Here is a 25,356-nt window from a genome sequence, read left to right on the forward strand (position 1 = left end):
GGGTAGACAGGGAGGCCCTCCCGGAGTCATGCTCTGATCAGCGGGTGAACGGCGTTCACCCGCCACAGACGAGGACCGGGCAGCGCCCGGCAGGGTTTGCACGCGCTGCACCGGCTTCCCGCTAAGGAGGAGAGCTGAAGCGATGACGGCCTTGCGCGACTTGTATCCGATGCCGGGGATTGATGATCACTGGCACGTGCCCCAGCAGTTCGACGCGGTGTTTGACTGGCGCTTCGATGAGGGCCGCACGACGCTGATGCACCTCTACCAGAAGGGCAAGGACATGCAATGGGATGCGCTCAGCCGCATCGACTGGACGCAGGAGCTCGATCCGGAAAACCCGATGCAGATGCCCGACGAGGCGGTGGCGATCTATGGTTCGGATGTCTGGAACAAGATGACCAAGAAGGAACGCATCGAGCTGCGCCGCCATACGCAGGCCTGGAATATCAGCCAGTTCCTGCAGGGCGAGCAGGCGGCGCTGCTGGCCGCCTCGAAGATCGTGTCGTCAGTTCCCGATCTTGATGCGAAATTCTACGCCGCCACGCAAGTGATGGACGAAGCCCGCCATGTGGAGGCCTATCGCCTGTTGCAGGGCAAGTTCGGTGTCGCCTATCCGATGACCGATCCCTTGCAGGAGCTGGTCAATGACGCCTTGCGCGACTCGCGCTGGGACGTGACCTATCTCGCCATGCAGGTGGTTATTGAGGGGCTGGCACTTGCCGCCTTCGGCACGATACGCGATCTGGCGCAGAACCCGCTGGCGCGCATGGTCAATGCCTATGTCATGGAGGATGAGGCCCGGCACGTCGCCTTCGGGCGGCTCTCGCTTCGCGATTACTACCCTCAACTGACCCAGAAAGAGCGTGACGAGCGCGAGGAGTTTCTGGTGGAGGCCTGCTATCTCATGCGTGACCGCATGACCCAGAGCCACGAACTTTATGACGTGCTCGATCTGCCGGCGGCCGAATGCAAGGAGTTCGTGGAAAACTCCGAGATCGTGAAGCTCTACCGCACGCTGCTCTTCCAGCGCATTGTGCCGATCGTGAAGGATATCGGTCTGTGGGGACCGCGTATCCGCAAGGCCTATGAGGATATGGGCGTGCTGCACTATGCCGAGCTGGACCCGCAAACCCTGCAGGATGAAGATGAGCGCATCGCCGCGCAGATCGACGCCAACAAGGCGCGCAGCGATTACGTCCACGCGGTCGCCGGGCTGGCGGAATAGGGGGCTCACCCGGTACCACTTTGCCCTCGTCCTTCGAGACGCTTCGCTGCGCTCGCCCTCAGGATGAGGGTCAGGCCTTACCCCTCATATGCCGCCTTCAGCGCCGCGATATCCAGCTTCTTCATGGCGAACATGGCCTGGCGGGCGCGGCTGCGCCCCGCCGGATCGGGGCCGTTGATATAGCCTGTCGCGCCTTCGGGGATGACTTGCCAGCTCAGCCCGTAGCGGTCGGCGAGCCAGCCGCACTGTTCGGCTTCGGGCACGCGGGTGAGCGCATTCCATACCCGATCGGTCTCTTTCTGGTCTGCGGTGAACACCTGCAGTGACTGACCCGGCGTGAAGCCGAAACCGTGATCGTTTGGCGAGTCAAAGGCGATGAAGGTCTGACCGGCGATCTTGTACTGGCCGTGCATCAGCAGGCCTTCATTGACCCCAGTGCCCGGCGGGTAGTGGTTCACCTCAACAGGCCTGAAACCGCCCAGAATTTCACCGTAGCGCGCCATTGCCTCCTCGGCCTTTCCGGCTGCGCCTTGCGTGAACATGAGGGCCGGAACGATCACCTGACCCAGCTCGCCCGGATCGGCCGTCATCAATTGCCAGCTGACGCCAAAGCGGTCTTCCACCCAGCCATAATGTTCGCACCAGGGGTAGCTGCCCAGCTCCATCATGGCCTTGCCGCCCTCGATGAGGGCCGCCCACAGCCGGTCGATCTGCGCCCGGTCATTGATAAAGACGAAGAAGGACATGGCGGGGTTGGGCGTGAATACCGGGCCGCCATTCAGGAGCGTGAAGGCCTGTCCGCCGAGCGTGAGCTCGATCACCATCACGCTGCCGTCCGGCTGGCCGTGATGCTCAAAGCCCTCCTTTGAGAAGTACGCTGTTTCGCCGATGGAGGCGCCGGGGAAGAGGCCGGTGTAGAAATTGGCGGCCTCTTCGACCCAGCCGTCCGACCAGATGCAGGCGCTGATACGGATCATGGGTTGTCTCCCGTCAGAGGTCTACCACGGGGACGAACCCGCCATAGATCATGCGCTTGCCGTCAAAGGGCATCGGGTTGTTGGCGGGGTCCATGCGCGGGTCTTCCATGATTTTCGGCATGGCAGCATCCAGCGCCGCTTTAGACGGCCAGATATACCAGGAGAAGACCACCGTCTCGTCCGGCTTGGCCTTCACGGCCATCGGAAAGGAGGTCACTTCCCCGTCCGGCACATCATCGCCCCAGCATTCCACGCATTTGAGAACGCCATATTCCTTGAAGATTTCGGCAGCTTCCTTTGCATGCTTGATGAAGGTGTCCTTGTTGGCGGTGGGCACCGCCAGAACAAAGCCCTGTACGTAATAGCTCATGGTTCCTGTCCTTCCCTGTTTGCCAATAGTGTGTTTATGCGCCGCAGCCTTCGGCCTCGTTGAACGCCCACTGGATCCCGAACGGGTCGCGCACCAGCCCCCACCGGTCGCCCCAGAACTGCATCTCGAAGGGCATGACGATCTCGCAACCTGCCTCGACCGCCCGGTCCCAGCGCGCCTGCGCGTCTCCGGCCACGATCTGCAGGTGAAAGCCCTCACGCTCCGCGGCCGCGTCGCGATGGTCGGTCATCATCAGTGTGCCGCCATTGATCTCTATCTGGCAGTGGGCGACGCGGCCCGCGCTCTGGCCCGGCACATGACCGATTATCTTCGCGTCAAAGGCTTTCTCGTAGAAGGCGGCCGCTTCCAGCGCCTTTCCGCCCATGTCGAGATAAGGGATAACCCCTTTGGTGGTTTCGGGATTGGTGATGGATGTCGTGAGATCAGCCATGGGCAGCGGTTCTCTTTCTCAAGTGGGCGGGATTCATTCATCGGTCTCTGCAAAGCTGCCGGTGCGTGCAGGTCCGGCCGGTTTGTAAGTGCTGATGACCACGCCGGATGCGGCGGGCTTTGAAGCGATCAGTGTCAGCCCGGTGGCCGCCGCCGTGTCCGAAAACACGCGCTTGCCCCTGCCGAGCAGGACCGGAAACATGAGGAGCATGACCTCGTCAGCCAGTCCGTGTTCGATCAGGGCGGATGTGATTGTCGAGCTGCCCCAGACAATGAGATTGGGACCGTCGCCCGCCTTGATGCGGCGGATGCCCTGCACGATGTCACTGCCAAGATCTTCCGCCGGTCCCCAGCCAAGGCTGTCCGGCCGGTGCGTCGCGACATATTTGCGTGCGGCGTTGAGCTGATTGGCCATTGGCCCGGTCTGGTGAGGCCAGTAGTCCGCCCAGATGTCATAGGTGCGCCGGCCCAGCAGAACATCGAAATGTTGGCCATGGGCGGCATCTATCGCCTCACCGACTGCCTCATCAAAGTGATGAAAGGCCCAGCCGCCATGTGCGAAGCCGCCATCCATGTCCTCATCCGGGCCGCCGGGGGCCTGGATCACGCCGTCCAGCGACATGTGCTCGATGATCCGGATCGTTCTCATGCGGCGCTCCTGTCCTCTGCGCGCGTGGCGCTGCCCTCGAAAATGAAGGCGAAATAGCGTTTGAGGTGTGCGACGGCATCAAGGGCCGGTCCCTTGTGACCAGCGGCCTTGGCCGTGATGAACCCGCCCTGGAGGACGGTCTGGGTGAGGAGGGCGAGGCTCTGGGCGGTAAAGGGCGCGCCAACGCCGCGCATATCCATGGCGGCCTGAATGTCGGCCTCCAGCGTGGCGGCATGCCCGGTGATACTGGCGTTGCAGGCCGCGCGGATCGCGTCGCTGGAGCCATAGGTCTCCTGCACCATCGTGCCGACAAGGCAGGTAAACCCGGCGATCTCGCCATCGATCAGGGCGGCGCGGAAGTCGAGATAGGCAAACACCCGGTCGAGCGGGTCTTGCGGCGCGTGATAGGGCGCGTCCGCAAACATGGCCGAGGTCGTTTCCGACCAGTAATCGGCGGCAGCCGCTCCCAGCGCTTCCTTGCTGTCGAAATGGTGGAAGAAGGCACCCTTTGTGACGCCCGCCTCCTTGCACAGCGCATCAACACTTGTGGCGGCAAAGCCCTGCTCGCGGATCAACCTTAGCGCCGTATCCAGCAGGCGTATGCGTGCTTCGCCGCGTGGAATGCGCGTGGGGCGGGCGGGTTCGGGCGGGTTCGGCGTGTTCATGCCGGAATAAATACCAACCGGTTGGTATGTTTGCAAGCCCGGAAGACAGGATGACTTCAACGGGCGGAGGAAAGCAGCTCTTGCGTGCCCGTCGCGCCTGGATGCCTGTCGGGGGAGCAGGAGGCTGCCGAAGCAGGGCTGCACGGCCAGTCCGACTTGAGGGACAGGGGGGGAGCGCGCTAGCGCGGCGGCCATAACCAAAAGGGGTGGCGGCATGTTCGAGATTCGCGAAGACGATATGACGGGCGAGGCTACGCGTGCGCTGCTCGCGCTACATCTGGCGGGCATGCATGCCAGTTCCCCGCCCGGCAGCGTCTTTGCGCTCGATCTGTCAGGCCTTCAGCTACCAGGCATCACGGTCTGGACCGCGTGGCGCGATGAGCGGGTTGCCTGTGTAGGAGCGCTGAAGACGCTCAGCGCCACGCATGGCGAGGTCAAGTCGATGCGGGTGCATCCCGATTTTGCCGGACAGGGGGCCGGGGCAGCCATGCTCGACCATATCATCGGGTCAGCGTGTGATCGTGGCCTCACGCGGCTAAGTCTGGAGACCGGCAGGGGCCCTGCGTTCGAGGCGGCGGTGAGGCTCTATGCCCGGCGCGGATTCCTGCCGGGTGACGCCTTCGCGGACTACCCGCAAACCGCGTTTAACCAGTTCTTCCATCTCGATGTCGGCACCGGGCGCTAAAGGCTGGCAATCACGTTCCTGACCACCTTGAAGACCGGCTCGCTCATGGCATGGCCATGGGCCGGCACGATGACGAGGCGGGCATCGGGTGCAGCATCCTTCAGATCGAAGGCCGATTGCAGCGGGCACACCATGTCATAGCGGCTGTGGACGATATGCACCGGCATGTCCAGGCGATGCGCGTCGGTGATCAGCTGGCCTTCTTCGAGAAAGCAGCCATTGGAAAAATAGTGGGCCTCGATGAGTGCGGTGGAGACCAGCTTGTCACGCCCCTTGTTGCGCAGGTTTGCAAGGGCGCTCTGCGGGGTGGCTTCGAGATGCGAGAGGAGTTCCTCATAAGCGATCCAGCGGAAAATCATGCTGTCCCGGAGGGCTGCCTCGCCTGCCGGGTCGTCAAGATGGCGAAGGAGCGGCGCGCCGGCGGCCAGCTCGGTCTGCATGGCTTCGAGCGCCCAGCGCGCGAAGCCCGGCGGATCGTCATGCAGCGCTGGCGGCACGCCCTGCATGAGCCAGTCGTGGGCATCAGGATAGACCGCGCCTGCGCCGCCCTTGCCATGCCACCAGCCCAGCTCGCGTCTGGTGGCCAGGAAGACGCCTTCCACGAGCACGCTGGCCACGCGTTCGGGATGCGCCTCGGCATATGCCAGCGCCAGCGTGGTGCCCCAGCTGGCCCCCATCACGCAATCGAAGTGTTCAAGGCCCAGATGCTCGCGCAAGGCCTCGATATCAGCGATGAGGTGAGCGGTTGTGTTGGCCTGCAGCTCGAACAGAGGCGCTGAACGCCCGCACCCGCGCTGGTCGAACTGTATGGTTTCCCAGATTGCCGGATCGGCATAGCGGCGGTGGCGCGAGCTGGCGCCCGAGCCCGGTCCGCCATGCAGGAAGAGCAGGGTGCGTCCCCCCTCCTTGCCTGACCTTTCCCAGTAAAGGCTGTGACCGTCCGAAACGGGCAGCAGTCCCGCCTCCCGGGCCGCAATATCCGGAAACAGCGCGCTATGCATGCCGGTAGTCAGTACGGTCAGCTCTGGCCTCCGCTTCGCGGCGCCGTGAGGTTCGCTATCAGATCGCCGGCCATCGGGAACACGATGGTGTTGGTGCCCTTCTGGCCTATATCGGCGAGCGTGCCGAGATAGCGCAGCTGCATCGCGCCTTCCTGTGTGGCGAGAATTTCGGCGGCCTCGGCGAGCTTGGCGGCGGCCTGCTGCTCACCCTCTGCGGCGATGACCTTGGCGCGCCGCTCTCGCTCGGCCTCGGCCTGCCGGGCGATGGCGCGGATCATCGACTGGTCGAGGTCGACATGCTTGATCTCGACATTGGAGACCTTGATGCCCCACGCCTCGGTCTGGGAATCGAGGATTTCCTGGATATCGGCATTGAGCTTGTCGCGCTGGGAGAGCATTTCATCGAGATCGTGCTTGCCGAGCACCGAGCGCAGCGTGGTCTGCGCCAGCTGGCTTGTCGCCTCGCGAAAATCGCTGACCTGGTTGATCGCGCGCTGCGGATCGACAATGCGGTAGTAGAGCACGGCGTTCACGCGCACAGAGACATTGTCCTGGCTGATCACGTCCTGGCTGGGCACATCTTCCGCCACGATGCGAAGGTCAACCTTCACCATCTGCTGCACGATGGGGATGAGGATGATCAGGCCCGGCCCGGACGTGCCCGAATAGCGCCCGAGCGTGAACACCACGCCGCGCTCATACTCGCGCAGGATCTTGATTGCCGAGGACAGGAAGGCGAACACCACCGCGCCAAGGCCCAGAAGAAACCCGATATTCATGCCCAGTTCCGCCATAGCGTTCTCCTTGCTCGTGGTCTTGTGTACGGCCTAGCTGCGGCCCGATGATTTCACTTTTAGCGTCAGCCCGTCCACCGAAACGACCTTCACACCGTCGCCCGGTTGCAGATCATCAGATGATACCGCCTGCCAGCGTTCGCCCTCGACCTGGACATGGCCTGCGCCATTGGCCCAGCTCAGCACCGTTCCGATGGCTCCGGTCAGGCCCTCGCGGCCGGTGACGATCCTGCGCGCCTGAGCGGCAAGGCCGTAACTGCCCGCCAGCAGAACCGAAATGCCCATCACGGCGCTCATCACCAGTACCAGCGGCCAGTCAATGCGCAGGCCCTCCACATCGGTATCCACCAGCATCAGCGCGCCAATGGCAAACGCCACCACCCCGCCGAGTGCCAGCAATCCGTACGAAGCGACGAAAACCTCCGCTATCAGAAGGCCCAGCCCCAGCACGATCAGCGCCGCCCCGGCATAGTTCAGGGGCAGGGTGTTGAGGGCGTAGAGCCCGACAATAATACAGATCAGGCCCGCCACGAATGTGACCGGCTCCAGCCCGTTATAAAAGCTCACCAGCAGGCCGATAAAGCCGAGATTGAGGACCAGAAACGCAATGTTGGGATCGGTAATGACGGTGAGTATCTGGGTGGGCAGGCTCATTTCCACGCGCTCGACGCTCGCGCCTTCCAGCGCCAGCGTCACTTCACTGCCATCGCCCAGCATGACGGTGCGTCCGCTGGCCACGGTTAGCAGCTCTGTTGTCGATGCGGCCACGAAGTCGGCGGCATTCTGCTCTACCGCCTCGCTATAGGTCAGGCTCACCCCTTCGCGCACGGCGCGCTCGGCCCAGTCGCCATTGCGCCCGCGCAGCTCTGCCAAGGCGCGGATATAGGCCACCGAATCGTTGACCATCTTGTTGCGCATGGCTTCGTCATTGCCCGGTGCCTGCGGCGATGCGGGCGCGGTGCGCTCGCGCGCGGCGTCTTCCAGGACATTGCCGTTATCGCCAGCCTCTCCCCCCTCGTCACCCTCGTCAGGCGTTTGCGGCGGACTGCCCGGTGCGCCGCCCATGGTGACGGGTGTTGCCGCGCCCACCGTAGTGCCCGGTGCCATGGCCGCGACGTGGGCCGCATAGAGGATATACGCCCCGGCGCTGGTCGCGCGCGCGCCCGTCGGCGCGACATGGACGATCACCGGCACAGGAGAGGCGAGAATGGCATTATTGATGTCGCGCATCGCATCGACGAGGCCGCCGGGCGTATCCATCTCGATGATGACGGCGTCTGCTTCTCCTGCCGCACGCTCGATCACGCGTACGACATGGCCTGCCCGCGCGGGCCCGATAGCGCCCTGAAGGCTGACGAGGTGAACCGTCGCGGCTGCGCTTTCAGACTGCCGTGCCAGCGCACCGGCAGCGAGCATCACAGCACCCAGCGCAATCAGGCCCGCGCAGAACAACCGCACAGGCGTCATCAGCATTTTGGCAGAGTATCGTCGCGTCACGGACATGGAGGGGTTCCGTCAGCTGAAGGCCTTACAGCAAACCTAACCCGGAAATGGCGAAAGCCCAATGCGGCGATGGGGGAGAACAGCGCTTTTCGGGCTCCGCGGCAACCAAGCGTGTGATTTCCCCAGCGCCGATCAGCTCTTCCCCTGAAGGGCCATGGCTTCCTTCTCTGCGACGCACTCCCGCCAGCTTGAAACGCTCAAAATACTCAAAAGTTGAAAAATGCGGCAGAGCTGGGATGATGTGGAGTAGTTTCGCAGCGGAAGGAGTCGTGCGATGGCGGAGATGAAAACCATCGAGATAGATTTCGAGGTTCACCAGCGGATCGAGGCGGCGCGAAAGGGATTTGGTGAGACCCCAAATACTGTGTTGCGCCGCTTGCTGGAAATTGACCGGCCTGGCCGGGCAACGCCGCCGCCTGGACCGACACAAGCCTTGGGGCGAAGCAAGCGCGAGCCCCGGCCGTGGTTCGGCAAGGGTGTGACGCTGCCGCATGGGACACTGGTGCGGATGGATTATAATGGACGGGTCCATTCCGGGCAGATTGACGATGGCGGCTGGCTGGTTGAAGGCAAGCGGTTCAAGAGCCCGTCCGGAGCGGCAAGCGGTATTGCGGTCACTGGGCGGGGGGACAAGACCCGGCTGGATGGATGGAAATACTGGTCGGTGAAATTGCCTGCGAGTGATGTATGGCACCACATCTCAACACTTCGCCGGGCAGGCTGAGCGGACGCAGAAGGCACCCATGAACCTCGAAGCCCGCTTTGCGCGCTGGGCGCGCGGTGGACAATCGCGCCTGGCCCTGTTTGCCGCCTCCTTCCTGGAGGCGACAATCCTGCCTGTACCCATAGAGCTATTGATGATCCCGGTCATGCTGGCTGACCGCGCCCGGCTCTGGCAGGCCGCCGCTGCGGTGCTGGCGGGGTGCCTGGCCGGAGTGGCGGCGATGTATCTGGTGGGCGTGATCGCGTTCGAGACGGTTGGCGCACCGGTCATTACGGCGCTGGGGCTGGAGGCGCGCTACGAGGCCTTCCTGGGCTATGCCGAAGACAATGGCGTGATGGCGCTCCTGATCATCAATGTGACACCGATACCGCTCTTCGTTGCGGCTCTGGGTGCGGCGGTGTCCGGGCTCTCGCCGGTGACCGTTTTCGGCATTATCGCGCTCACGCGCGCGGCGCGCTATTTCGGCCTGGCGCTTCTGGTCTGGCTGTTCGGCACGCGCATACTTGCCATGCTTGAGAACCTGCGTGACCGTCCGCGACTGCGGCTGGCGGTCTGGGCGGCGGGCATCGCGCTGGCGGCAGCCGCGCTGGTACTGCCGGTCATCGTATAAGGCGAACAGGAAATGGTGCCGCTAGAGTGAATTGAACACTCGACCTCTCCCTTACCAAGGGAACGCTCTACCCCTGAGCTATAGCGGCCTTCGGCGTATGGGGCGGACGCCTCGCGCCTGCCTTGCCGGAGCGGGGCGTATAGCCCAAGTTTGCGGCCGCGCCAAGGGCACGCTTGCGGTCGTTTGCAGGGGGAGCTCTTCTGGTTCCGCAGCCCATCGGGGCTGCGTTGTTCAGCGGACCCCCACCTGCGCGGGGGCAGGCAGTCGCGGGCGCGCGTTCGCGCTTTTCAGGCCACAAAGCGGCCTGTTGCCTTTGAGTACAACTCACCACGCGTTTCACCGGCGCAAGCCGGTGCCCAGCAATTTTCTGGATCCCGGCTTTCGCCGGGAAAACGAAACAGATGGAAGCCGACGCAGGGCAGTGCCCGCTTGACCGGCCCCCCTCTTGGCGGCACACCAGATCCATGAGCAAAAAGTCCGACAGGGGCTCACGCCCGCCAGAAGAGTCCGACAGCCGTGAGGCGCGTCTGGCAGAGGCCTTGCGCGCCAATCTGCGCCGGCGCAAGGCAGCCGCCAGACCGGCGAAAGGCGGCGCTGAAAAAACGTCTGGCACAAAGCCCGCCGGTCAGGGCTAGGATAGGGACAAATCCCATCCTACATGGCAGGCATATCGCCGCCCTGCCTCACCCGTTTTCAGGACCGTTTTCATGGATCGCATCGTCATTCGCGGGAAACAGCCACTTTCCGGCACCATTCAGATTTCCGGCGCGAAGAACTCGGCTCTGAAGCTGATGGCGGCAAGCCTGCTGACCGAAGGCGAGTTGCTCCTGGAAAACATGCCGCGCCTGGCGGATACGCGCTTCATGGCGCACCTTCTGGCCCATCTGGGCGTGGAGGCTGAAGAGCAGGCCGGCAACCGGCTGAGCCTCACGGCTGCGAACCTTTCGGGCACGACAGCGCCCTATGATCTGGTGCGCAAGATGCGCGCCACCTTCAACGTGCTTGGCCCGCTTCTGGCGCGCGAGGGCAAGGCGAAAGTCTCCCTGCCGGGTGGCTGCGCCATCGGCGCGCGCCCTGTCGACCTGCACCTGAAAGCCATGGAGGCACTGGGCGCCAGGATCACGCTGGAAGAAGGCTATGTGCTGGCCGAGGCACCGGCGGGCGGGCTCAAGGGCGGCCATATCGTCTTTCCGTTTGTCTCGGTGGGCGCGACCGAGCACGCCATGCTGGCAGCGGTGCTGGCGAAGGGCACATCGAAGCTGGAGAATTGCGCGCGCGAGCCGGAGATTGAGGACCTGGCCAATTGCCTGGATGCCATGGGCGCGAAGATCTCCGGCGCGGGCACCGGCACGATCATGATTGAAGGGGTTGCGAGCCTCAACGGGACGGTCTGGCCCGTCGTGGCCGACCGGATCGAGACCGGCACCTATGCGATGGCCGCCGCCGCCGCGGGCGGCGATGTCACCCTGACCGGCATGGTTCCGGCGCATAATCAGGCGCTGTGGGCGGATTTGCGGGAGGCCGGCGTGACGGTGGAAGAGGGTGAAACCTCGGTGCGTATCGTGCGCAAGGGCCCGATCAGGGCCGTCGACATGCAGACCGCGCCCTATCCGGGCTTTCCCACCGACCTGCAGGCCCAGTTCATGGCGCTGATGTGCCTGGCCGATGGGGCTTCTGTCATCCGCGAGACGATATTTGAAAACCGTTTCATGCATGCCCCGGAGCTGACGCGGCTGGGCGCGCGTATCGATGTGCGCGGCAATGAGGCGGTGGTGCGCGGGCCTGCGCCGCTGAAAGGCGCGCCGGTAATGGCAACCGATCTGCGCGCTTCCGTTTCGCTGGTGATAGCCGGGCTGGCGGCGGAAGGGGAAACCATCGTGTCGCGCGTTTATCACCTTGACCGCGGCTTTGAACGGCTGGAGGAAAAGCTGTCGGCCTGCGGGGCTGATATCCGCCGCGAGAAGGAAGAGGCATGAGCACGAAGCCATTACGCCTCATCGGTCAGGACCAGGATGATGTCGCGCCGGTTTCGGCGGCGCTGCAGGATGCGATTGCGCGCATTGCCGACCTGAAATTCGAGGCGCGCGCCCGGCGCTTCACGGCCGTCTTCACGCGCTATCGCTGGGAAAAGCCTGCCGGCAAGGGTGAGCGCATACGCTCCGGCCTGCAGATCGGCTCGGTCACTGCGGCAAAGGCCCAGCGCCTGCGCAAGGGTGCGCCCGATGCCTTCGTCTCCCTGCTCTCGCTAACCTTTGAGCCGTCAGAGGGGCACGACGATCCGTCCGGCACGCTGGTATTCACCTTTGCTGGCGGCGGCGCGCTGAAGCTGGATGTAGAGTGCGTCGATCTGGTGCTCGCCGATGTGTCCGCGCCCTGGAAGGCGTCGGCACGCCCCGACCATGAAAGCGAAGGCGCGCCATGAGCGAACATGCCCCTGAAGACCGGCTGATCGCGATCGAGCTGGACGCGGCCAGTATCGGCAAGGCGGAAGAAAATGTCGAACATGAGCGCCGGGTGGCGATTGCCGATCTGCTTGAAGCCAATCGTTTCCGCCCGGAAGACGGGCCGGGCGGCCCCTACCGGCTGCGCCTCGCCATCGAAGAACAACGCCTTGTCTTTGATGTCAGCGCCGAGGACGGCACGCCGGTGCGCCTGTTCGTCTTCTCGCTTGGGCCGCTGCGCCGCATTCTGAAAGACTATTTCCTGATCTGCGAGAGCTATTACGAGGCCGTGCGCGATGCCTCCCTCGCCCAGATTGAGGCGGTCGATATGGGGCGCCGGGGCGTCCATAATGAAGGTTCATCGCTCCTGAAAGAACGGCTGGAAGGCAAGATCGATGTCGATTTCGACACGGCACGCCGCCTCTTCACCCTGATCTGCGCCCTGCACCGGAGAGCCGGGTGAGCGCGCCCCGGGCTGTCTTTGTATGCGGGCGCAATTCGGTACGTTCGCCCATGGCCGAGGCGCTCTGGCGCGCGCGGTTTGGCGCAGGTGCGCGTGTGCAGTCGTGCGGTATCGAACCGGCGAGCTGCGCAGACGGTTTCATGATCGCGGTGATGGCAGAGCTCGGCAGCGATCTCTCCGGCTTCGAGCCACAAGGCCTTGAGGCGGTTCACGCCAGCGCGGATACGCTCGTCATATGCCTTGCGCCGGAAGCCGATGAGGCCGCAAAAGCGCTGGCGAAAAGCGCCAAGGCGCGCATCGAGCACTGGCATTTCGCTGATCCGGCAGACATTGAAAGCAGCCGTGAGGCGCGCCTTGATGCCTACCGGGCCATACGCGATGCGTTGAAATCGCGCATCAATGCTGTGGTTTTGTGAGCCAATACTGCGCCAAGGCTCGACGTAAGCCCCATACAGGGACTATATAGCCCGCCACGCGCCGCGCCGGGCAAGGGCTGATTCCGTCATGACGAGGGAAAAGGCCACCGGCAGCCAGACAAGAGGAGCTGCATGGCGAAGGAAGAATTGCTGGAGTTTCCCGGTGAGGTCACCGAACTCCTGCCGAATGCCACTTTCCGGGTGAAGCTGGAAAACGATCACGAGATCATTGCCCACACCGCCGGCAAGATGCGCAAGAACCGCATCCGCGTGCTGGCCGGTGACAAGGTGCTGGTCGAGATGACGCCCTACGACCTGACCAAGGGCCGTATCACCTACCGCTTCAAGTAATCGCGATGACTGCCGATGCGCGCCTTGTCCTGGCGAGTGCCTCGCCGCGCAGGCGCGACCTGCTGGCGGGGATAGGCTTCCCGCCGGACGCCATTGCCCCTGCCGATATCGATGAGAGCGAGCAGCCCGGAGAGCTGCCGCGCGATCTTGCCCAACGCCTGACGCGGGCAAAGCTCGCCGCTGCCACCGGCCACGAAAACGCCTATGTGCTGGCCAGCGACACGGTGGTCGGTGTTGGCCGGCGTATCCTGCCCAAGACCGAAACCGAGGACGAAGCCCGCGCCTGCCTGTCGCTGCTATCGGGGCGCAATCACCGGGTCTTTACCGGCGTGGCGGTGCGCGCGCCTGATGGCCGGGTGGCGAGCCGGCTTTCCATGACGCGCGTGGCGGTCAAACGCCTGAGCGCGCAAGAGGTCGATGAATACATCGAAAGCGGCGAATGGCAGGGCAAGGCGGGCGGATACGGCATTCAGGGCCGGTTCGGCGCGCATATCATCCAGATCACCGGCAGCTATACAGGCGTGATGGGCCTGCCCGTCTACGAGACCCGCCAATTGCTGGTTGGCCTTGGCTACCGTCCGGGGAGCGCGTCCTGATGCGCATTATCGTGGCAGAGCATGTGGGCGAAACCCGCGCCGCCATCTTTGAGGGCGACCGCGCGGTAGAGCTGCATGTCGAGCGCTGGAGCGAGCGCAGGAGCCGCGCCATTCGGGGCGAGATTTACCGTGCCCGCGTGCGCCGCATCGAGCCGCAGCTCAATGGTGCCTTCCTCGATATCGGACGCGGCCCCGATGGCTTCCTGCCGTTCGGTGCAGCCGGCCGGCCGGCCGGCTTCCACGAGGGCGCTGCCATCGGCGTGCAGATCGCGCGCGAAGCGTTTCAGGAAAAAGGCCCGACGCTGACCCTGCATGAGGTGGACCCCGGCGACGCGCCAGAAGCCCTCCTCACCGCGCCGCCACTGGCAGAGCGCCTGTCCGGGCTGAACGACGCGCCGATCGTGCCGGCGGTGAAGGCCGGGATTGATCTTGATGGCGAGTTCGAGGCCGCGCTGGAAGCCGATGTGCCTCTGAATGGCGGCGGGCGGCTCATTATCGAGCCCGTAACGGCGCTGACAGCCATTGATGTCGATGCCGCCGGACGCACCGGCGGGAAGGGGAACTTCGCCTTTGATCTGAACCGTACGGCTGCGCGCGAGGCGGCCCGCCAGATACGCCTGCGCGGGATTGGCGGGGTGGTCGCCATTGACTTCCTGCCCCTGAAGAAGAAGGGCGATCAGGCGGCGCTGGACGCGACGCTGAGATCGGCCTTCAAAAATGATACGGCCAAGGTGGATATCGCCCCCTCCTCGCGCTTTGCCATTGTCGAGCTGGCCCGCCAGCGCCTGGCGCGCGCCCTGCACGAACAGATGTGGGAGCGCTTTGGCGTGGAGAGCCTTGAGACCCGCGCCCTTGCCGCCCTGCGCGCGCTGGAGGCCGAAGGCAGGGCCAGCCGTGCCAGCCAGCTCGTGCTGGAAGCTGGCCCGGACGTGTATGAGTGGCTCGCCCGCGATCCTATTGGCTGGAACAAGGCGATGGCCTCGCGGCTCGGCGCGCGCTTCACCCTGAAACTCTCTGACCGTCTGCCGCCGCGCGGCTTCGCTGCGGGGAGGGCATGATGAGCGCGAAAGCCAGATGCCCGATCTGCAACAAGCCGGTGGTGCATGAATTCCGGCCCTTCTGCTCCAAGCGCTGCGCCGATCTTGATTTGCAGAAATGGCTGTCGGATTCCTATGCCGTGCCCGGTGAGCCGGTCTCGCCCGAGGCGCTTCCTCCGGAGGAGGGGGAGTAGGGTCCGCACCCCAAGCCTTTCCGCTGGCGCCGTGCCACGCTAAACACCCGCCAAACAATCAGACGGAGGAAATCGCCATGGCCGATATTCGCAAATGTCAGGTTCTCGTTGTCGGCGGCGGACCGGGCGGTTATCCGGCGGCCATCCGCGCAGGCCAGCTCGGGCTTGATACGGTGATTGTCGACAAGCACGGACTCGGCGGCACCTGCCTCAACCGGGGCTGCATCCCCTCCAAGGCCTTCATCCATGCCGCCTCAAAGTATGAGGAAATGGCGGGCCATGTGGGCGAGGGGGCGCTTGGCATTTCGCTTAAAAATGCCCCGGTGCTCGACATGGCAGGTGTCACCGCCTGGAAGGACACCATAGTTGGCAAGCTCACCAAGGGCGTCGGCCAGCTGCTCAAATCCGCCAAGGTGGAGGCCGTCTCCGGCTGGGCGACATTCTCCGATGCCAAGACCTGCACCGTCGAGATGGAAGATGGCAAGACCCTCACCATCGAGGCGGAGAATGTGATCCTGGCCACGGGTTCAAAAGAGACCGAGCTGCCCTTCCTGCCGTTCGGCGGGAAGGTCATCGGCTCCACGGCCGCGCTGGAACTGACCGAGCTGCCCAAGAAGCTCGTCGTTGTAGGCGCTGGCTATATCGGGCTGGAACTCGGCATTGCCTTCGCCAAGATGGGCAGCGATGTGAGCTTTGTTGAAGCCGCCGACGCCATCCTGCCGCTCTATGATAGCGAGATGACGCGTCCGATCACGCAATGGCTCAAGCGTCACAAGATCAATGTGCATCTGAAAGCGCGCGCCAAGGGCGTGGAGGAAAAGGACGGCAAGAGTTTCCTCGTCTTCGAGGATTCCTCCGGCAAGGCGGAAAAGCTGGAAGCGGACCGCATTCTGGTGGCCGTGGGCCGCAAGCCGGTCACCGAAGGCTGGGGGCTGGAGAATATGGGCCTCGACATGGCGGGACCCTTCGTGAAGGTCGATGACCAGTGCCGGACGCCCATGCGCGGCGTCTACGCCATTGGCGATCTGGTGGGCGAGCCTCTGCTGGCCCACAAGGCGACCGCTCAGGGCGAACTCGTAGCAGAGGTGATTGCGGGCCATCGCCGCCGCTTTGATCCCAATGCAATCGCCGCCGTGTGCTTTACCGAGCCGGAGATTGTCGGCGTGGGTCTTGGCCCCGACGAGGCGAAGAAGAAGGGCGAAAACGTCATCACCGGCAAGTTCCCGCTGGCTGCGTCAGGCCGGGCGCTCTCCATGGAGGGCGGGGCCGATGGCGGCTTTGTGCGCATCACGGCGCGCGAGAGCGATCATGTGATCCTTGGCATTCATGCCGTCGGCAAGCACGTGAGCGAGCTGTCAGGGGAATTTGCGCTTGCCGTCGAGATGGGCGCGCGCCTGGAGGACATTGCCGGCACGATCCACGTCCACCCGACCCTGACCGAAGGCTTTGCCGAGTCCGCGCTGGCGGCGCTGGGCCATCCCATTCATATCCCGGCCTGATCCGCATTCCGGCAAAAGCCGGTATGCGGTTTCTTTTGTTTTCGCAGCCCATCCGGGCTGCGATGTTCCGCGAAAAGTCGCGGGCGGCCGGTCGGCCTTGCGGCCCCTGACGGGGCCGGATGGTCACCCCGGCGCGCAGCGCCGAAAAGCGCGACCGCGCGCCCGAGCCTATGCGAGGAGCGACGCCCGGATGGGCGGAGCATCACTTAAAATTGTGCCCCCACGCGCACATAGGCCACCCGCCCGCGCGGATCATGAACCTTGGTGTCATAGCCCAGCGGGGTCGGCACGAAGGGGGCAGACTCATCGGTGATGTTGAGCGCGCCCGCGGTGACGGTCACAGCCGCTCCGGCGAGGTCGAGCGTGTAACGCCCCTGCAGGTCGAGCACGGTCCAGCTTTCCACATCGCTGCCCGCGCCCTCATCATTGCGGTATCCGGCAATGTGGCGCACGCCAGCGCGGGCGCCGAATGCGCCGCTGGTCCAGTCCAGATACGCGCTGGCGCGCCAGTCCGGTACCGAGCGGGCAAAATTGGTGAAGTTGCGATTGCCCAGAGCGTCAATCTCGCGATCAAGCACTGGGTCGACAATCGTGAACTCGCCGATCCAGCTGGCGTCCACGCCCCACCCCAATGATCCGCCTGCCAGATCGAGCGGATCACCGCGCAAGGCGAGGTCAATGCCAGATGCATCGACGCGCGGCGCGTTGACGAAAGCGGCGCGCACCAGCACCACGTCGCCCGCCGGGGACAGCTCGATGCGCGGATCGTCAAACTGGCCGTTGTCCGCCAGGTCTGCGGCGATGATCGCGTTCGCGCTTTCCCGCACGATCAGATCCTCATAGCGCACCCGCCAGCCGTCCAGCGTCGCGCTGATGCCGGCAAAACGCGCCGACAGGCCCGCGGAGAAGGTCTGGGCACGTTCCGGATCAAGGTCCGGATTACCCACCGTGCGCACCGGGCGGAACAAAGCCTGCGTGCCGATGGTCAGCGATTGCAGCGTGGTCGTCGCCGAGACCTCCTGATGGAGCGACGGTGCGCGGTAGGAGCGCGACCAGGACGCGCGCAAGGTGATGGCGTCGTTCAGGTCAAACGCGGCGGCAATGCGCGGATCGGTGGACGAAAAATCGCCCTGACGCTCATGGCGGGCGGCAAGCTGCACGCGCAGCGCTTGCGTAACCGGAATAATTGCGTCGGCGAAGACTGCCTGTGCGCTGCGCGCTCCCGAATAGTCCGGCCCGCCGACGATGAACAGGAAATTGTCCGCGTTGAAATCATCGCCGTGATCCACACGCAGGCTCTCGCGGCGCAAATGCACGCCGAAGGCCGCCGAAACCGGTCCGGCGGGCAGGGTTAGAAGCGCCTCCGTCGCGGCTGTGAACTCACCCGTGACGAGATCAGCGTGCGAATTGCGGATATTCTCGCCGATGATGTAGTCGATCACGGCAGGGTCGTTATAGCGCGGGTCGGACGCGTCGGTGACGAGCACGCCGGAGCCGAACGGGTTGAAGAAGAAGCAGCCCTGTGACGGGTCGCCGGCTGCGACGCCCTGCCCGGACGCCCGTACCGGGCAGTCTGCCCCGCCAAACCCGGCGAGGGCCGCGTTGAAATTGTCTGCCAGCGTATCGGTGATGGTCGCGCGCAAGCTGTTGCGCGAGTAAGTCAGATCGGCGCTCAGCGTCCAGTCGCGGTTCATGGTCTGAACATCTTGCTCAAGGCTCGCTTCGGCGCGCCAGGTACGGTGTTCAAACTCCCTCCGTGCGGCACCGGCGCTCTCGCCCAGAGGGCGGCCGAGCCAGACGACATCGCGCCCGAACGGGTTGCCCGGGTGGGTTTGCGGGATTACCGGAAAACGCAGGTTTGGCAGGGAGGGCGAGTTGCCGCGTTCGACGTCCTGCGCATTGCCGGCAAGGCGAAAGGCAAGGCGGGTGTCCCCGAAATCGCCGGACAGGGCGGCAAAGCCGGACAGGCGCTCCTCATCGGTCAGAACCGAGAAGAATTGTCCGAAATCCAGCCCGCACGAGCCGATCTGGCCGAAGGCAGTCTGTGCGCCGGTGGCAAGCGGGCGTCCGCCTGCGGCCACACAGTCGGGATCGAGCACCGGGGCCGGGCCGCCTGTGGCATTGGTCACTTCAAACCCGCCGCCGGGCGCGAGTATGTAGTAGGAGCCTGGGGATCCCAGCGATGAGAGGCCCGTACCCGGCGCAAACGGAGTCTCGAAGCCTTCCAGCCCCTGCCGGTCAAACCATTCGATCGCACCGGTGATATGCCAGTTGCCGCTTGCGCGGCCTGCGATGGCACCGAGCGTATAGCCCGCGCCTGAGCCGGAGAATTCTGTGGGCCCGCGCCATTCGGCGAAGGCTTCAACCCCCTCGAAGCGGTCGCGCGTGATGACATTGATGACGCCTGCCACCGCATCGGCCCCATAGACCGGCGAGGCTCCGTCGCGCAGGACTTCCACCCGCTCGACCGCCAGCGAGGGCACCAGCGCGTTGAAATCGACAAAGCTGGAGCCGTCATCTGCGGCCACGCTGGCAACCGTCTGCCGCTGGCCGTTGACCAGCACCAGCGTTGCGCCAAGCCCCAGCCCGCGCAAGTTTACGTTTGACGTGCCGGAGGTGTCATTCTGCGTGCCGGGATCCTCGTTGAACTCCGAGCCGGTGACGAAGGTCTCAAAGACAAGCGCTTCGCCGATGCGCGAAAAGCCGGCAGCATCGATTTCCTCGCGGCTGATCGTGGACACGGGACGGTCTGCCCCGAGTGCGCCGGGCGCGCGTCCGCCAGTGATCGTAATCACATCGCGCGGCTCGCTGGCTAATTGGGCGAAAGCGGGTCCGGCGATCGCACAAAGGGCGGTGCTGGCCAGAAGGCCGCGAAGGATAGCTTGCATGGGAATATGTCTCGTCAGGCAGGGAACGGGTCGGGATCAGCCGGTTAGCAGTGCACATCGCGCCGGGCAAGGCGTGACCGGCGTTCACATAGTACGCGGCGTTCATGTGCAAAGCATGGGCGCAAGATGCGCCAACCCCCATGGACAGGGGCAAAAACCGGTCCTATAAACCGCGCTTCCCGGCCCGCCCGGGTGTGCCCAGGTAGCTCAGTTGGTAGAGCAGCGGATTGAAAATCCGCGTGTCGGTGGTTCGATTCCGCCCCTGGGCACCATTTTTCTGCTATCCCGTCTGTCCTGCTTGCTTTCCTCCCGTCCTGGCAGTAGCGGAGCCCGGCCATGCTGGATTTTATCCGCACCAATGCGCGCTGGCTTTCCGCCGGTCTGTTGCTGACCTTCGTCTCGTCCTTCGGACAGACCTTCTTCATCGGGCTTTCCGGCAATGACATGCGCGCCCGGTTCGGCCTGAGTGAAGGGGAGTTCGGGCTCATCTATATGCTGGCCACACTGGCCAGCGCCGCCATTCTGCCCTGGCTCGGGCGCTCACTGGACCACGCCGATGCGTGGAAGGTGGCAGGCTTTTCCCTGCCGGCGCTGGCGGCGGCTTGCCTGCTTGTCGCCTTTGCGCCGCATGTGGCTGTGCTGGCGCTGGCCATCTGGCTGCTGCGCCTGTTTGGACAGGGCATGATGACACATATCGCGCTGACCCAGACCGGGCGCTGGTTCGCGGCCAATCGCGGGCGGGCGGTGTCGCTGGTCGTGCCGGGTCATCAGCTGGGCGAGGCGCTGCTGCCTGTGGTCTTTGTCTCTGCCGCCGCCCTTCTGGGCTGGCAGGGGGCGTGGATCGCGTCAGCGGCCCTGATCGCGCTTATTGCCTGGCCTCTTGCGGTGGCCCTGCTGCGGCGGGAGCGTGTGCCACAGGGGGATGACATTGCTGCATCAGCCGGAGACCGGCAGCGCCAGTGGACGCGCGGCGAGGTCTTGCGCGATCCGGTCTTCTACCTGCTGCTGACCGGTGTGCTGGCCCCGCCCTTTATCGGAACCACGATCTTCTTCCATCAGGGCCATTTCATCGGCTTGCGCGGCTATGACCCTCTGGTCTTTGCCAGCGCCTTTCCGCTGATGGCGGTAACCACGATCATTTTCGGCTTTGTATGCGGCGCTCTGATCGACCGTTTCGGCACCGTGCGGATATTGCCCTTCTTTCTCGTCCCTCTTGCCATTGCGAGTCTGAGCGCAGGGCTGCTGACGCCGGTCTGGGGCGTCTATCTGTTCATGTTCCTGGTCGGGGTGAGCTATGGCTTTACCGCGACCCTGCTCGGTGCGCTCTGGCCGGATGTCTATGGCGTCACGCATCTTGGCGGCATACGCGCCATCATCGTATCGGCCATGGTGTTCTCCACTGCCCTGGGGCCGGGCCTGACGGGTGTGCTGATCGATCAGGGGATCGATCTGCCAGACCAGCTGATCTTCATGGCCGGATGGTGCGTGCTGGCCTCGCTGTGCCTGTGGTTTGCGGCGCGCACCCTGCGGCGGAGGCAAGGCGGGCCTGAATAAATCATGCATGCCGGCGGGCATGTCAGGAGCGCCATGGCCTCCGCTCCTGACACCGGGCTGTCTACTGTCCCTGGCCCAGGGAGAAGCCGGGCTTGCCATCGAAATTGTACAGCTGCTCGGTCTTGATGAAGTCGATCCCCTCGCGGGCAAGGCGGACCATCAGCTCGGCCACCATGCCGCGATTGCCCAGGCCGTCGAACATGAAGCGGCAGCGCCAGTGATCGGTCCTGAAGGTTTCCGGCAGGCCATCGGGCCAGACTTTCACGCCCCGGTTGGAGATCATCACCAGCTCCGGGCCGCCATCACGCACAGCGGCGCTGACGGCCCGGGCCAGCGTATCGGGATCGTCACCCGTCCAGTGAACGAAGACGTCTATGCCCGCCATCTCGCGCTTTTGCGGCGTGCGGCGGATGACGGAAGGAATGGCAGGCGCACCACGCCCGCTATCGGCACTGACGGCTGGAAGGTGTGAAGGCGTCTCGCCCAGCCGGGCAATGACGGCATCGGCAAACGCCGATGTGGTCACCATCTGGCGGGAAGTGGCGGCCCGGAAAATGTCATTGGTGTGGATGCCATCCTCGATCGTTTTGGCCCACGCGTTCTGGACGCGGGCCGCCGCCTCGCCCTGACCGATATGGGTGAGCATTTGCACGCCGGCGAGCAGGAGGCCGGACGGGTTGGCGCTGTTGTGGCCGGCGCGGCGCGGTGCGGAGCCGTGAATGGCCTCGAACATGGAACAGTGCTCGCCGATATTGGCCGAACCGCCGAGCCCGACCGAGCCGGTGATCTCGGCGGCCACGTCGGAGAGGATGTCGCCATAAAGATTGGCCATGACGATGACGTCGAACTGGCCGGGATTGGCGGCGAGCCTGGCTGCGCCGATATCGATGATCCAGTGCTCGGCCTCGATCTCGGGATAGTCCGGTGCGATCTCGTCAAAGATGCGGTGATAGAGGCCGTCGGTCAGCTTCATGATATTATCCTTGGAGAAGCAGGTGACCTTGCGCCGGCCATTGGCGCGCGCGTACTCGAAGGCATAGCGGATGATCCGTTCGGTTGCCGGACGCGAGAAGAGTTTCAGGCACTGATAGACCTCGTCGGTCTGGCGGTGCTCGATCCCGGCGTAGAGATCCTCCTCGTTCTCCCGGATGATGACGACGTCCATGCCGGGGTGCTTCGTCTCGACAAACGGATGCAGCGAAGCGCAGGGGCGCACATTGGCAAACATGCCCAGAGACTTGCGTACAGTGACATTGAGCGATTTGAAGCCGCCGCCCTGGGGCGTCGTGATGGGCGCCTTGTAGAACACCTTCGTGCGCCGCAGGCTCTCCCAGGCTTCCGGCTCGATCCCAGCACTGACGCCGCGCAGATAGATCTTTTCGCCGATCTCGATGGGCTCGGGCGCTATACATGCGCCCGCCGCCTCGAGAATACGCAGGCACGCCTTCATGATTTCCGGACCAATACCGTCGCCGTGGGCAACCGTCACCGGGACGGGCACGCGCGTGGCGGTCCGGAACGCTGTCGAGGGACTCGGCTGGTGGTTCATCTTTCGGTCTCCATGATCGCTGGCGGGCGCGGCATGCGCCCTTGCGCGGGGACACTGCTTCAGGCATTCAGATTTGAAAAATTGAACAGCGCACCTCAATCAATGAGGAAAACTCATGATTACCCTGGCCGACCGGATCGATCTGGACCTTGTCAGCGCCTTTCTGGCGGTGGCACGCACGGGCAGTTTCACGCGCGCCGGTGAGGAGGTGCTGCGCACCCAGTCGGCGGTGTCCCTGCAGATCAGACGGCTGGAGAGGGTGCTGGGCGTGCGGCTGTTCCGGCGCAATGCGAGGGCTGTCACCCTGACACCGGCGGGCGAGCGGTTCCTGCCGTTCGCGGAACGGCTGGCCAGCCTGCATGACGAGACGCTGGCCGCGTTCCGGACCGGTGATGTGACTGGCTTTGTGCGCCTGGGCACGCCAGAGGATTTCGCGACCGCCTATCTGCCGCGGGCGCTGGCCCGGTTCGCGAAAGCCTATCCGGGGGTGCAGCTGGAGGTGACGTGTGACCTGACGCTGAACCTCATGGACATGTATCGCGGTGGCAAGCTGGATGTGGTTCTGGTCAAGCGTGAACCGGCCTCGGGGGCCGATCCGCAGCGCGTATGGGCGGAAAGGCTGGTCTGGGTAGGCGCGGGACCAGAGCTTTTCGAGCCGGGCGAGGTTACAGGCCTCGTCGTCAGCCCCGAGCCGTGCGTCTACCGCAAGCGGGCGGTGGAGGCACTGGCACGGGCCGGCCGGCGGGCGCGCCCGGCTTATGTGTGCGGGTCACTGGCGGGTTGCCTGGCGGCGGTGCGCGCGGGTCTGGGTGTGGCCGTTCTGCCGGAGGGGATGGCGCCGGACGATCTGTGCATTGATGCCGGCGAGCGCATGCCGGCACTGACTGATGCGGAGATCGTTCTTCTGAACCTGCCCGATGCCGGCTTGCCAGCGCGGCGGCTGGCCGATCATTTGGCGCGTGAACTTGAACAGGTGGCACGAGAGCGGGCGTAGCCATGCCCAATATATCCTGAATGCGTGCATACCGGCCATGCAGGCCGGGATTCGCTCTTGCCATGGTGCGCCGCAGCATATAGAGCGGCGCTGAACAGCGCTCCCGCCCTTGCTGCGGCTTGGCGCGCAATCTGACATCGGTGTCCGGCGCCGTGGCTGCTTCTTTCAGGGACAGCCATAGGCCGGGCTCATGCCTTGCGAGGCCCGCACATGACATTGCCCGGTTTTGATTCCGAGATTCTCCGTCGCATTCGTAGCGAGTGGTTCGGTAATGTGCGAGGCGATGTACTGGCAGGCCTGGTGGTTGCGCTCGCGCTGATCCCCGAGGCGATTGCCTTCTCGATCATTGCCGGTGTTGATCCGGCGGTCGGACTCTATGCCAGCTTTTCCATCGCGGTGCTGATCGCCTTCACCGGCGGGCGTCCGGGCATGATCTCGGCGGCAACGGCAGCGACGGCCGTGCTGATGGTCACGCTTGTGCGTGATCACGGCCTGCAATACCTGCTGGCCGCGACCGTGCTGGCAGGCCTTCTCCAGATCGGTGCGGGGGTGCTCAAGCTCGGCTTTGTCATGCGCTTTGTGTCGCGCTCGGTGCTGACCGGCTTCGTCAACGCGCTCGCGATCCTGATCTTCCTGGCGCAGATCCCCGAACTGACCAATGTGAGCTGGGTGACCTACGCCATGGTTGCCGGCGGACTCGCCATCATTTACGGCTTTCCGTATCTGACCAAAGCCATTCCCTCGCCGCTGATCTGCATCGTGGTGCTGACGGGGCTGGCGATATGGCTGGGGCTCGATGTGCGCACCGTATCGGATATGGGCGAACTGCCCTCCACCCTGCCGATGTTCCTGATTCCGGACATTCCGTTCAACTTCGAAACCCTGATGATCATCCTGCCCTACTCGGCGGCGGTAGCGATGGTGGGCCTTCTGGAATCGCTCCTGACAGCGCAGATCGTCGACGATCTCACCGACACGCCTTCGGACCGCAACCGGGAGTGTATCGGGCAGGGCATTGCGAATACTGCCACCGGCTTTATCGGCGGCATGGCGGGTTGCGCGATGATCGGCCAGTCGATCATCAACATCAAATCGGGCGGACGCGGGCGATTGTCCACGCTGATGGCGGGTCTGTTCCTGCTCTTCATGATCCTGGTACTGGGCGATTGGGTGGGGCTGATCCCCATGCCCGCGCTCGTCGCCATCATGATCATGGTGTCCATCGGCACCTTCTCGTGGCGCTCGGTGAAGAATCTGCGCGATCACCCCAAAAGCTCCAGCTTCGTAATGATCGCGACGGTTGCCACGGTGATCTTCAGCCATAACCTCGCGATCGGGGTGGGCGTGGGCGTGTTGCTCTCCGGCATTTTCTTCGCCTGGCGTGTCTCGCGCAATTTTGCCGTCACTACCATCGCCAGCGAAGATGGCCGCGAACGCACCTACATTGTCACCGGACAGCTCTTCTTCGCCTCCTCGGAGGACTTCATAAAGGCGTTCGACTTCCGCGAAGCGCTGGACAAGGTGACGATTGACCTGTCGGCTGCCCATATCTGGGACCTCTCCAGCGTGGCAGCGATCGACATGGCGGTGCTCAAATTCCGGCGTGAAGGCGCCGAGGTGGAAATCAAGGGCATGAATGATGCCAGCCGCACGCTTGTTGACCGGCTGGGCATTCACGACCAGCCGGGCGCGCTCGAACGCCTGATGGGCCATTAGGA

The 25,356-nt window shown here is 64.2% G+C and carries 27 protein-coding genes and 2 tRNA genes; 18 read left to right on the forward strand and 11 right to left on the reverse strand.

Features of this window, described 5'->3' with window-relative positions; genetic code table 11:
- Positions 1–142: 142 nt before the first annotated feature.
- The gene (locus IEV75_RS01845; RefSeq protein WP_188450837.1) at positions 143–1,228 is read left to right on the forward strand and encodes a ferritin-like domain-containing protein; all 1,086 of its coding nucleotides are present in this window, start codon (positions 143–145) and stop codon (positions 1,226–1,228) included.
- Positions 1,229–1,305: 77 nt separating this feature from the next.
- Here the strand turns inward: IEV75_RS01845 and IEV75_RS01850 are convergent, their stop codons facing one another.
- From IEV75_RS01850 to IEV75_RS01870, 5 genes are read right to left on the reverse strand one after another with little or no spacing between them, the layout of a single operon-like run.
- Positions 1,306–2,205 (reverse strand): VOC family protein, encoded by a 900-nt coding sequence (locus IEV75_RS01850; protein WP_188450838.1) that lies wholly within the window; start codon positions 2,203–2,205, stop codon positions 1,306–1,308.
- A 13-nt stretch (positions 2,206–2,218) separates the two neighbouring features.
- Positions 2,219–2,575 (reverse strand): DUF1428 domain-containing protein, encoded by a 357-nt coding sequence (locus IEV75_RS01855; protein ID WP_188450839.1) that lies wholly within the window; start codon positions 2,573–2,575, stop codon positions 2,219–2,221.
- Positions 2,576–2,609: 34 nt separating this feature from the next.
- The gene (locus tag IEV75_RS01860; protein WP_188450840.1) at positions 2,610–3,026 is read right to left on the reverse strand and encodes a VOC family protein; all 417 of its coding nucleotides are present in this window, start codon (positions 3,024–3,026) and stop codon (positions 2,610–2,612) included.
- Positions 3,027–3,059: 33 nt separating this feature from the next.
- Positions 3,060–3,674 (reverse strand): dihydrofolate reductase family protein, encoded by a 615-nt coding sequence (locus tag IEV75_RS01865; RefSeq protein ID WP_188450841.1) that lies wholly within the window; start codon positions 3,672–3,674, stop codon positions 3,060–3,062.
- A complete protein-coding gene (locus tag IEV75_RS01870; RefSeq protein WP_233351712.1) occupies positions 3,671–4,339 on the reverse strand; it encodes a TetR/AcrR family transcriptional regulator in 669 nt (222 codons plus the stop codon). Before IEV75_RS01870 ends, IEV75_RS01865 begins: the two co-directional genes overlap by 4 nt.
- 214 nt (positions 4,340–4,553) lie before the next feature.
- Between IEV75_RS01870 and IEV75_RS01875 the strand changes: the two genes are divergently transcribed.
- Positions 4,554–5,024, forward strand: a complete 471-nt coding sequence (locus tag IEV75_RS01875) for a GNAT family N-acetyltransferase (RefSeq protein WP_188450842.1) — start codon at positions 4,554–4,556, stop codon at positions 5,022–5,024.
- On the opposite strand, the gene IEV75_RS01880 is transcribed toward IEV75_RS01875, so the two are convergent.
- The 3 genes from IEV75_RS01880 to IEV75_RS01890 are packed head-to-tail and all read right to left on the reverse strand — an operon-like array spanning position 5,021 to position 8,322.
- Positions 5,021–6,025, reverse strand: coding sequence for an alpha/beta fold hydrolase (locus IEV75_RS01880; RefSeq protein WP_188450843.1), 1,005 nt, complete (start codon positions 6,023–6,025; stop codon positions 5,021–5,023). The two genes, IEV75_RS01875 and IEV75_RS01880, sit on opposite strands and share 4 nt — an antisense overlap.
- A gap of 17 nt (positions 6,026–6,042) precedes the next feature.
- Complete coding sequence (locus IEV75_RS01885) at positions 6,043–6,804, reverse strand: slipin family protein (protein WP_188450937.1); 762 nt, start codon at positions 6,802–6,804, stop codon at positions 6,043–6,045.
- Between the two features lie 48 nt (positions 6,805–6,852).
- Positions 6,853–8,322: an NfeD family protein gene (locus IEV75_RS01890; protein ID WP_188450844.1), complete on the reverse strand. Its 1,470-nt coding sequence runs from the start codon at positions 8,320–8,322 to the stop codon at positions 6,853–6,855.
- Between the two features lie 274 nt (positions 8,323–8,596).
- Between IEV75_RS01890 and IEV75_RS01895 the strand changes: the two genes are divergently transcribed.
- Both IEV75_RS01895 and IEV75_RS01900 read left to right on the forward strand, forming a co-directional pair.
- Entirely contained in the window at positions 8,597–9,046 is a 450-nt protein-coding gene (locus IEV75_RS01895; protein WP_188450845.1) for a hypothetical protein, read from the forward strand.
- A gap of 19 nt (positions 9,047–9,065) precedes the next feature.
- The gene (locus IEV75_RS01900; RefSeq protein ID WP_188450846.1) at positions 9,066–9,656 is read left to right on the forward strand and encodes a YqaA family protein; all 591 of its coding nucleotides are present in this window, start codon (positions 9,066–9,068) and stop codon (positions 9,654–9,656) included.
- Between the two features lie 13 nt (positions 9,657–9,669).
- On the opposite strand, the gene IEV75_RS01905 is transcribed toward IEV75_RS01900, so the two are convergent.
- Positions 9,670–9,744 (reverse strand) — tRNA-Thr (locus tag IEV75_RS01905).
- A gap of 376 nt (positions 9,745–10,120) precedes the next feature.
- Between IEV75_RS01905 and IEV75_RS01910 the strand changes: the two genes are divergently transcribed.
- The 10 genes from IEV75_RS01910 (at position 10,121) to lpdA (ending at position 16,653) form a co-directional block, all read left to right on the forward strand.
- Positions 10,121–10,291 (forward strand): hypothetical protein, encoded by a 171-nt coding sequence (locus IEV75_RS01910; RefSeq protein ID WP_188450847.1) that lies wholly within the window; start codon positions 10,121–10,123, stop codon positions 10,289–10,291.
- Between the two features lie 72 nt (positions 10,292–10,363).
- Positions 10,364–11,632, forward strand: a complete 1,269-nt coding sequence (gene murA, locus IEV75_RS01915; RefSeq protein ID WP_188450848.1) for a UDP-N-acetylglucosamine 1-carboxyvinyltransferase — start codon at positions 10,364–10,366, stop codon at positions 11,630–11,632.
- Positions 11,629–12,078, forward strand: a complete 450-nt coding sequence (locus tag IEV75_RS01920) for a DUF2948 family protein (RefSeq protein ID WP_188450849.1) — start codon at positions 11,629–11,631, stop codon at positions 12,076–12,078. Before murA ends, IEV75_RS01920 begins: the two co-directional genes overlap by 4 nt.
- Positions 12,075–12,560, forward strand: a complete 486-nt coding sequence (locus IEV75_RS01925; RefSeq protein ID WP_188450850.1) for a UPF0262 family protein — start codon at positions 12,075–12,077, stop codon at positions 12,558–12,560. The genes IEV75_RS01920 and IEV75_RS01925 overlap by 4 nt, the downstream gene beginning before the upstream one ends.
- A complete protein-coding gene (locus tag IEV75_RS01930) occupies positions 12,557–12,976 on the forward strand; it encodes an arsenate-mycothiol transferase ArsC (RefSeq protein ID WP_188450851.1) in 420 nt (139 codons plus the stop codon). Before IEV75_RS01925 ends, IEV75_RS01930 begins: the two co-directional genes overlap by 4 nt.
- 132 nt (positions 12,977–13,108) lie before the next feature.
- Positions 13,109–13,327 carry a translation initiation factor IF-1 gene (infA, locus tag IEV75_RS01935; protein WP_019961978.1) on the forward strand — a complete coding sequence of 73 codons (219 nt, stop codon included), beginning with the start codon at positions 13,109–13,111 and terminating at the stop codon, positions 13,325–13,327.
- A 5-nt stretch (positions 13,328–13,332) separates the two neighbouring features.
- On the forward strand, positions 13,333–13,923 hold the full coding sequence (locus tag IEV75_RS01940) for a Maf family protein (protein WP_188450852.1): 591 nt from the start codon (positions 13,333–13,335) through the stop codon (positions 13,921–13,923).
- Entirely contained in the window at positions 13,923–14,981 is a 1,059-nt protein-coding gene (locus tag IEV75_RS01945; RefSeq protein ID WP_188450853.1) for a ribonuclease E/G, read from the forward strand. Before IEV75_RS01940 ends, IEV75_RS01945 begins: the two co-directional genes overlap by 1 nt.
- A complete protein-coding gene (locus IEV75_RS01950) occupies positions 14,978–15,154 on the forward strand; it encodes a DNA gyrase inhibitor YacG (RefSeq protein WP_188450854.1) in 177 nt (58 codons plus the stop codon). Before IEV75_RS01945 ends, IEV75_RS01950 begins: the two co-directional genes overlap by 4 nt.
- Before the next feature lie 77 nt (positions 15,155–15,231).
- Positions 15,232–16,653, forward strand: coding sequence for a dihydrolipoyl dehydrogenase (lpdA, locus tag IEV75_RS01955; RefSeq protein ID WP_188450855.1), 1,422 nt, complete (start codon positions 15,232–15,234; stop codon positions 16,651–16,653).
- 206 nt (positions 16,654–16,859) lie between these two features.
- On the opposite strand, the gene IEV75_RS01960 is transcribed toward lpdA, so the two are convergent.
- The gene (locus IEV75_RS01960; protein WP_188450856.1) at positions 16,860–19,541 is read right to left on the reverse strand and encodes a TonB-dependent receptor; all 2,682 of its coding nucleotides are present in this window, start codon (positions 19,539–19,541) and stop codon (positions 16,860–16,862) included.
- Positions 19,542–19,737: 196 nt separating this feature from the next.
- Between IEV75_RS01960 and IEV75_RS01965 the strand changes: the two genes are divergently transcribed.
- A tRNA-Phe gene (locus IEV75_RS01965) sits at positions 19,738–19,813 on the forward strand.
- Between the two features lie 64 nt (positions 19,814–19,877).
- Complete coding sequence (locus IEV75_RS01970) at positions 19,878–21,095, forward strand: MFS transporter (protein ID WP_188450857.1); 1,218 nt, start codon at positions 19,878–19,880, stop codon at positions 21,093–21,095.
- A 61-nt stretch (positions 21,096–21,156) separates the two neighbouring features.
- Here the strand turns inward: IEV75_RS01970 and IEV75_RS01975 are convergent, their stop codons facing one another.
- Complete coding sequence (locus tag IEV75_RS01975; RefSeq protein WP_188450858.1) at positions 21,157–22,644, reverse strand: NADP-dependent isocitrate dehydrogenase; 1,488 nt, start codon at positions 22,642–22,644, stop codon at positions 21,157–21,159.
- Positions 22,645–22,759: 115 nt separating this feature from the next.
- Here IEV75_RS01975 and IEV75_RS01980 point away from each other — a divergent pair, with 115 nt between their 5' ends.
- Together IEV75_RS01980 and IEV75_RS01985 are read left to right on the forward strand one after the other, a co-directional pair.
- Positions 22,760–23,638 (forward strand): LysR family transcriptional regulator, encoded by an 879-nt coding sequence (locus IEV75_RS01980; protein ID WP_188450859.1) that lies wholly within the window; start codon positions 22,760–22,762, stop codon positions 23,636–23,638.
- Positions 23,639–23,848: 210 nt separating this feature from the next.
- On the forward strand, positions 23,849–25,354 hold the full coding sequence (locus IEV75_RS01985; RefSeq protein ID WP_188450860.1) for a SulP family inorganic anion transporter: 1,506 nt from the start codon (positions 23,849–23,851) through the stop codon (positions 25,352–25,354).
- Positions 25,355–25,356 lie beyond the last annotated feature (2 nt).

This window comes from Glycocaulis albus, from assembly GCF_014639075.1.
Classification (GTDB): domain Bacteria; phylum Pseudomonadota; class Alphaproteobacteria; order Caulobacterales; family Maricaulaceae; genus Glycocaulis; species Glycocaulis albus.